Raw genomic sequence first — 4,315 nt, 5'->3', positions numbered from 1 at the left:
TCCAGCCCGGCCATGCCGCGGAATGTGCGTGGCAAATGCCACGCCATGCAGTGGTATGAGAAATCGGCCAAGGGATGGCCGAGTGTGGACAGCTCCCAGTCCAGCACCGCCAGCGCTTTCGGCTGCGTCGGGTGGAAGATCAGATTGTCGATCCGGAAGTCGCCGTGCACGATGGAACTCAGCCCGTCATCGGCGGGCAGGTTCCGCGGCAGCCAGGCGATCAGCTGGTCCATGGCTTCAATGGGCTCCGTCTCTGACGCGCGGTACTGTTTCGACCAGCGCTCGATCTGGCGTGCGAAATAGTTGCCGGGCTTGCCATAGCCGACCAGCCCCAGCGCCGCAAAATCAACCGTGTGCAGGGCCGCTAGAACGCGATTCATCTCGTCGTAAATAGCCGCGCGCTCATATTTGGAAAAACCCGGCAGGGTAGGGTCCCACAACACGCGTCCCTGCACCATGTCCATCAGGTAGAACGCGCGTCCGATGATGTCTTCGTCTTCACACAGCAGCAGCGGCCTGGCGACCGGCACGGCGCTGCCATGCAAGGCGCTCAGTGCGCGAAACTCGCGTTCGATCGCATGCGCCGAAGGCAGCAGTTTGGCCGCCGGGCCGGGCTTGGCGCGCATCACATAAGTGTGTTGCGGCGTCGTCAGCTTATAGGTTGGGTTGGACTGGCCGCCTTTGAACTGCTCGACGCTGATCGGCCCGGCAAAGCCGGGCAGCTTGCTGCGCAGATAGGCTTCCAGCCTGACGGTGTCGAAGCGGTGTGACTCAGCGATGGCTTTGGTGCCCGAGTTCTGTTCTTCAAACATCAAGACGTATTTCCTGTCAGCGGATGACCATGCCACCATCGGCGACGATGGTCTGGCCGGTGATGTAGTTGCCAGCAGCACCCGCGAGCATCACCGCGATGCCGGCGATGTCGTCGGGTTGGCCGATGCGGCGCAGCGGCAACTGGCTTTGCACCACCTCCAGAACGCGCTGGTCTTCGTGGATGGCCTTGGCGAAGTCGGTCTGGATCACGCCAGGGGCGATGCAATTGACGCGGATATTGTCCGGACCCCATTCCACGGCGAGGTTGCGCGCCACCTGCATGTCGGCGGCCTTGGAGACGCAGTACATGCCAATGCTGGAGGAGCCCTGCAACCCGCCAATTGACGAGATGATGATGATGGCGCCATTCTTTTTGGCGGCCATGTCGGGGCGCACCATCTGGCACAGCCAGTGGTTGGACAGCACGTTGTTGCGCATGATCTTCTCAAACACGTCGTCGCCCATGCCGGTGCTGGGACCGTAGTAGGGGTTGCTCGCGGCGTTGCAGACCAGGATGTCGATGGGGCCAAGCTGGCTGCGGGTTTGCGTCACCAATTGCTCCATCTGTGTCTTATCGGAAATGTTCGCAGGGATCGCAATAGCTTGCCCGCCGCTGGCGCGGATACCGGCGGCCACCGCCTCGCAGGGTTCGGCCTTGCGGCTGGAAATGACGACCTTGGCACCGCAGGCGGCCATGTTTTCTGCAATGGCACGGCCAATGCCGCGGCTCGAACCCGTGATGATGGCAACTTTGCCAGTCAGATCAAATAAGCGCATGATTTTCTTCCTTTCAGATTGCGGTGAGGCCACCATCGACCGGCAGGGCGACACCGGTGGTGAAGCCGGCCGCGTCGCTGCACAGGTACAGCACGGCCGCCGCGATTTCTTCGACCTTGCCGATGCGCCCCACCGGATGCATGGCCAGCGCGAACGCCCCCTTTTTTTGGTCGGCGGCGTGGGCACGTCGGAACATGTCGGTGTCGATCACCGCCGGGCAGACCGCATTGACCCGGATATGCTTCTTGCCATACTCAACCGCCGCCGTCTTGGTCATGCCAATCACCGCATGCTTGGAGGCCGAGTAGATGCCCATTTTGGGTGCCGCGATGAGGCCGGCCACGGAAGCCGTGTTGACGATCGCGCCACCGCCTTGCGCCAGCATCACCGGGATCTGGTGCTTCATGCAGAGCCAGACGCCCTTGACATTGACGTCCATGATGGCATCGAACTCGGCTTCGCTGCCGTCGGCCAATCTGTTTTTTTCAATATCAATGCCGGCATTGTTGAAGGCATAGTCGAGCCTGCCGTAGGTTGCGACGGTGGCGGCCACCAAGGCCTTCACTTCTTCGTCGCGAGAGACATTGCAGCGAACAAAGCTGGCCTCCCCGCCAGCGGCCTTTATCTGGGTCACAGTTTCTTCACCGCCTGGCGTGTCAATGTCGGAGACGACGACCTTCAATCCGCTGGCGGCGAACGCCAGGGCGGTGGCACGGCCAATGCCGTTGCCGGCACCGGTGACGAGGGCGACGTGACCCGAAAATTGTTTCTTCATGTTGATTTTCATTTTTTAAATTTGAGGGTGCTGGAGGCGTTCGTGGTCTATCGGGCAGCCATGGGATCAAAGGCCGTCGTCTCTTCCTGCACGGCGCTGGCGCGTGCCAGGACAAGGGCTTTGATTTTGGGATGCGGAAACACATAGAAACGATTTTCCTCCACGGCCCGCAACGTCATTTCCGCGATTTGTGCCGCAGAAACTTTACCGTTTTGCATGGCGTAGTGGGTCTGTTCCTTGCGCTTTTGTGCGATGTCGGACAGTGGTGCCTCCGAGGCATCCTGCGGACGCAGCGTCTGCGAGTTCTTCAGCATCGGTGTCGGGAAAAATGCCGGGGACACCACAGACACGCCGATGTTTCCCCCGACATCTTTCAAGTCCGCCACCAGTGATTCCGACATGGCCACCACGCCGCATTTGCTGACGTTGTAGATGCCGGCGCCGGGACCGTTCATCCAGCCCGCGGCCGAGGCCGTGTTGACGATGTGCCCTTTCCCCTGCTTGAGCATGCGGGGGACAAAAGCCTTGATGCCCCAGGCAACGCCCAGGAGATTGACGCCGAGCACCCACTGCCAGTCCTTGGCCGTGCTTTCCCAGATCGGGCCAGCAGAGCCGACGCCGGCGTTGTTGAACAGCAGGTGCGTCCCGCCAAAGCGTTCCTGCACGAAGTTCGCCAAAGCCTCGACCTGGTCCAGCTGGCTGACGTCAAGCGGCCAACAGACCGTCTCGATGCCCGGATGCTTTTCCTTGACCAGACGTTCGGTCTCCGCCATGCCGGGCGCATCGACATCGGCCAGCACCAGTTTCATGCCGCGCTGTGCGCAGCACAGGCTGAGTTCGCGCCCCAGGCCGCTGCCGCCGCCGGTGACGACGGCGACTTTTCCATTCAAGTTGTTCAATGTCGGGTTCCTGTTAACGCTTGGCTGCCGCAAGGTAAGGTGCCAGCTCCAGTTTGGCGATGGCGTTGTTGTGCACTTCGTCCGGGCCGTCGGCTGTTCGCAGATGGCGCGCATAAGCGTAGTAAGACGTGAGCAGGAAATCCTGGCTGTAGCCGGCAGCGCCGTGCGCCTGGATCGCCCAGTCAATCACCTTGCAGCAGTTGTTGGGAGCGGCCACCTTGATCATCGCAATTTCCTTGGCGGCAACCTTGTTGCCAACCAGATCCATGCGTTGAGCCGCGTGCAACACCAACAAACGCGTCTGGTCAATCAGTGTGCGGGATTTGGCAATGCGCTCGCGCCACAAACTCTGGTCAGACAATGGTTTGTGAAAAGCGACCCGCGATACCACGCGGCGGCACATCAACTCCAGCGCGGCTTCGGCCATGCCAACGACCCGCATGCAGTGGTGAATGCGTCCAGGTCCAAGGCGACCTTGCGCGATCTCGAAGCCGCGGCCTTCACCGAGCAGAATGTTGCTGGCTGGCACGCGCACGTTCTCAAACAGCACCTCAGGGTGTCCGGCCGGGGGGTCCATAAAGCCGTACAAGGCCATGTCGCGCACGATCGTCACGCCGGGCGTGTCCTTGGGCACCAGAATCATGGATTGCTGGCGATGTCGATTCGCGTTGTCGGGATCGGTCTTGCCCATCAGGATGAAGACCTTGCAGCTTTCGGCCGCGGCACCGGTGATGTACCACTTGCGGCCATTGATGACATAGTCGTCACCGTCGCGCACGATGCGGCATTCGATGTTGGTGGCGTCGGAAGAAGCCACGGCCGGTTCGGTCATCGCAAACGATGAGCGGATTTCACCGGCCAGCAGGGGCTTGAGCCATTTTTCCTTTTGGGCTTCGGTGCCGTAGCGTTCCAGCACTTCCATGTTGCCGGTATCCGGCGCCGAACAGTTGAATACTTCAGCCGCCCAGTATTGGCGTCCCATCATCTCGGCAATCGGCGAATATTCCAGATTGGTCAGGCCATAGCCGTGCCCGGACTCGGGCAGAAACAG

Annotated in this window: 5 protein-coding genes; all 5 read right to left on the bottom strand. The window is 60.9% G+C overall.

The window, feature by feature from the left end; translation table 11 throughout:
- Positions 1-812, bottom strand: an 812-nt coding sequence (locus B3V69_RS17245; protein WP_296448231.1) for a phosphotransferase family protein, incomplete at its 3' end; no start/stop codon positions are given.
- Positions 813-828: 16 nt separating this feature from the next.
- Positions 829-1,590, bottom strand: coding sequence for an SDR family NAD(P)-dependent oxidoreductase (locus B3V69_RS17240; protein ID WP_296448230.1), 762 nt, complete (start codon positions 1,588-1,590; stop codon positions 829-831).
- Positions 1,591-1,603: 13 nt separating this feature from the next.
- Positions 1,604-2,365: an SDR family oxidoreductase gene (locus B3V69_RS17235; protein ID WP_296448229.1), complete on the bottom strand. Its 762-nt coding sequence runs from the start codon at positions 2,363-2,365 to the stop codon at positions 1,604-1,606.
- Positions 2,366-2,412: 47 nt separating this feature from the next.
- Positions 2,413-3,264: an SDR family NAD(P)-dependent oxidoreductase gene (locus tag B3V69_RS17230; RefSeq protein ID WP_296448228.1), complete on the bottom strand. Its 852-nt coding sequence runs from the start codon at positions 3,262-3,264 to the stop codon at positions 2,413-2,415.
- 13 nt (positions 3,265-3,277) lie between these two features.
- Positions 3,278-4,315: acyl-CoA dehydrogenase family protein (locus B3V69_RS17225; protein WP_296448227.1), on the bottom strand; the 1,038-nt coding region annotated here is incomplete at its 5' end.

This window comes from Rhodoferax sp. UBA5149 (assembly GCF_002413825.1).
In the GTDB taxonomy this organism is placed as follows: domain Bacteria; phylum Pseudomonadota; class Gammaproteobacteria; order Burkholderiales; family Burkholderiaceae_C; genus Rhodoferax.
This window is presented reverse-complemented; position numbering and strand designations above follow the sequence as displayed.

What these genes read in the sequence shown, in the direction of transcription:
- B3V69_RS17240 (WP_296448230.1), bottom strand. Translation starts at nt 1,590, where the DNA reads ATGCGCTTATTTGATCTGACTGGCAAAGTTGCCATCATCACGGGTTCG.
- B3V69_RS17235 (WP_296448229.1), bottom strand. Translation starts at nt 2,365, where the DNA reads ATGAAGAAACAATTTTCGGGTCACGTCGCCCTCGTCACCGGTGCCGGC.